The organism is Halolamina rubra (assembly GCF_000739555.1).
In the GTDB taxonomy this organism is placed as follows: domain Archaea; phylum Halobacteriota; class Halobacteria; order Halobacteriales; family Haloferacaceae; genus Halolamina; species Halolamina rubra.
This window is the reverse complement of sequence record NZ_BBJN01000071.1, coordinates 1-2,107: the sequence shown is the minus strand read 5'-3', so window position 1 is coordinate 2,107 and position 2,107 is coordinate 1. Positions and strand designations below refer to the sequence as shown.

Genomic DNA, 2,107 nt, shown 5'->3' with positions numbered 1-2,107 from the left:
GCGACCGCGATCGCCCGGGAGATCTACGGCGACGACTGGCGCGGCAACTTCCTCGAACTCAACGCCTCCGACGAGCGCGGGATCGACGTGGTGCGGGACCGCATCAAGAATTTCGCGCGCTCGGCCTTTGGCGGCGAGGACTACCGCATCATTTTCCTCGACGAGGCCGACTCGCTGACGAGCGACGCCCAGTCCGCACTCCGCCGGACGATGGAGCAGTTCTCGGACAACACGCGGTTCATCCTCTCCTGTAACTACTCCTCGAAGATCATCGACCCGATCCAGTCCCGCTGTGCGGTGTTCCGCTACTCGCCGCTCTCGGACGACGCCGTCGCCGCCCAGGTCCGGGAGATCGCCACCGCCGAGGAGATCGAGATCACCGACGAGGGGCTCGACGCGCTCGTCTACGCCGCCAACGGCGACATGCGCCGCGCGATCAACAACCTCCAGGCGGCGGCGACGACCGGCGACGTGGTCGACGAGGAGGCCGTCTACACCGTCACCGCGACCGCCCGCCCCGAGGAGGTCGAGGAGATGGTCGCCGCGGCCGTCGCCGGCGACTTCCCCAAAGCCCGCGCGACGCTGGACATGCTGCTGACCGACGTGGGGATGGCCGGCGGCGACATCGTCGACCAGCTCCACCGCTCGGCGTGGGAGTTCGACCTCGACGACCGCGCGGTCGTCCGCCTGCTCGAACGCCTGGGCGAGGCCGACTACCGGATCGCGGAGGGGGCGAACGAGCAGGTGCAGTTGGAGGCGTTGCTGGCGGCGCTGTCGCTGGACGACGAGCAGTAGTCGCACAAAGAACTTGTAGTCCGGCCAGGGGTCGAAAACCGTCGCGCTTATTCACGGTGCTCCGAAACGGCGGGGTATGCAGCCGATTCACGCCCGCTACCCGTTCTTCGACGCGGCCCGCGAGGCCGTCGGGGAGCTGGGCGCCTCGGTCCCCGAACTGGCCGAGTCGGGCGACCCGGCCGTCGAACGCGGCCGCGAGCGCGTCGAGCGCGCGCTGACCGAGGGCACCACCGCGCCCGCCGAGCCGGGGCGGTGGAGCGACGAGGCCGAACTGCTCTCCTACCCCGTCGCGCGGGTGCTCGTCTCGCTCCTGTCGGAGGAGAAAGCCGTCGCGAAGTACGCGACCGCCGAGGCGGCGACGGCCGCCGCCCGCTTCGCCGAGGACGTGACCGGCGACGACGACGGGCTCCGCAGCACCACCGACGCCTCGGTGTCGCTGCCGCGGATCCTCGAGGAGTTCGACCTCGCGGACGCCGTCCGCGAGGAACGGCTCGCCGGCGCGGCCCGAAACCGGGCGTCGGGCGCGACCGACCGCGACTGGTACCGCGTCGGCGTCGAGCAGTACCTGCTGCTCACGGGCGACTGGGGCGAGGAGTGGCGGCTCGTCAACCGCGAGCTCGCCGACGGCGAGGTCCGCATCCAGCGCGGCGAGCTGTACGGCGCCGACGGCGAGGGGCTGCTCGTCGAGGCGGTCCGCCGGCGCGTCTCGGAGGGGCTCCCGTTCGACCTCGGCGACGACCGGCGGGGCGCGCTGGAGGACGCGCTCGACGAGCCGCTGTCGGCGCTCCGCGACCTCCTGGGCGAGCGCGTGGCGGTGCGGGAGATCGACGCCGTGCTCCCCGCGCTGTTCCCGGACTGCATCGACGAGCTCCGACAGCGGGCGCGGGAGGAGGAGCTCGACGACACCGAGTCGTTCGCGCTGCTCTCCTTCCTCGCGGCGATCGGCCTCGACGCCGACGAGGCGGCGGCGTTCTGTGCCGACACGACCGTCGACGAACGGCAGGCCCGCTACGCGGTCGAGCGGTTGGGCGAGAACCGCGGCGCGCAGTACCCGCCGCCGTCGTGCGAGACGCTGTCGGCGTACGGGATCTGTACGAACCAGAACGGCCACCGCGAGCGCGCGGACCATCCGCTGGTGCTGTACCGAGAGCGACTGCGGGAGACCGACCCCTCGGAACGGGTCGACTGGCGCGAGCGGGAGCTGGCTCAGTCCTGACTGGCGAAGTAGAGGCCGAGCGCCCCCATGAGGAGGATGAAGCCGACCAGCGCGCCCAGCAGGCCGAGCCCGCCGCTCGGACTGAGCGTGCCGTCG

3 protein-coding genes are annotated in these 2,107 nt (G+C 71.9%); 2 read left to right on the top strand and 1 reads right to left on the bottom strand.

The window, feature by feature from the left end; all coding sequences use genetic code 11:
* Positions 1-795: replication factor C small subunit (locus tag ACP95_RS15035; protein ID WP_049981978.1), on the top strand; the 795-nt coding region annotated here is incomplete at its 5' end.
* 76 nt (positions 796-871) lie between these two features.
* On the top strand, positions 872-2,011 hold the full coding sequence (locus tag ACP95_RS15030; RefSeq protein ID WP_049981977.1) for a hypothetical protein: 1,140 nt from the start codon (positions 872-874) through the stop codon (positions 2,009-2,011).
* On the opposite strand, the gene ACP95_RS16705 is transcribed toward ACP95_RS15030, so the two are convergent.
* A partial coding sequence (locus ACP95_RS16705) for a DUF7472 family protein (protein WP_449271573.1) occupies positions 2,002-2,107 on the bottom strand: 106 nt, incomplete at its 5' end. The two genes, ACP95_RS15030 and ACP95_RS16705, sit on opposite strands and share 10 nt — an antisense overlap.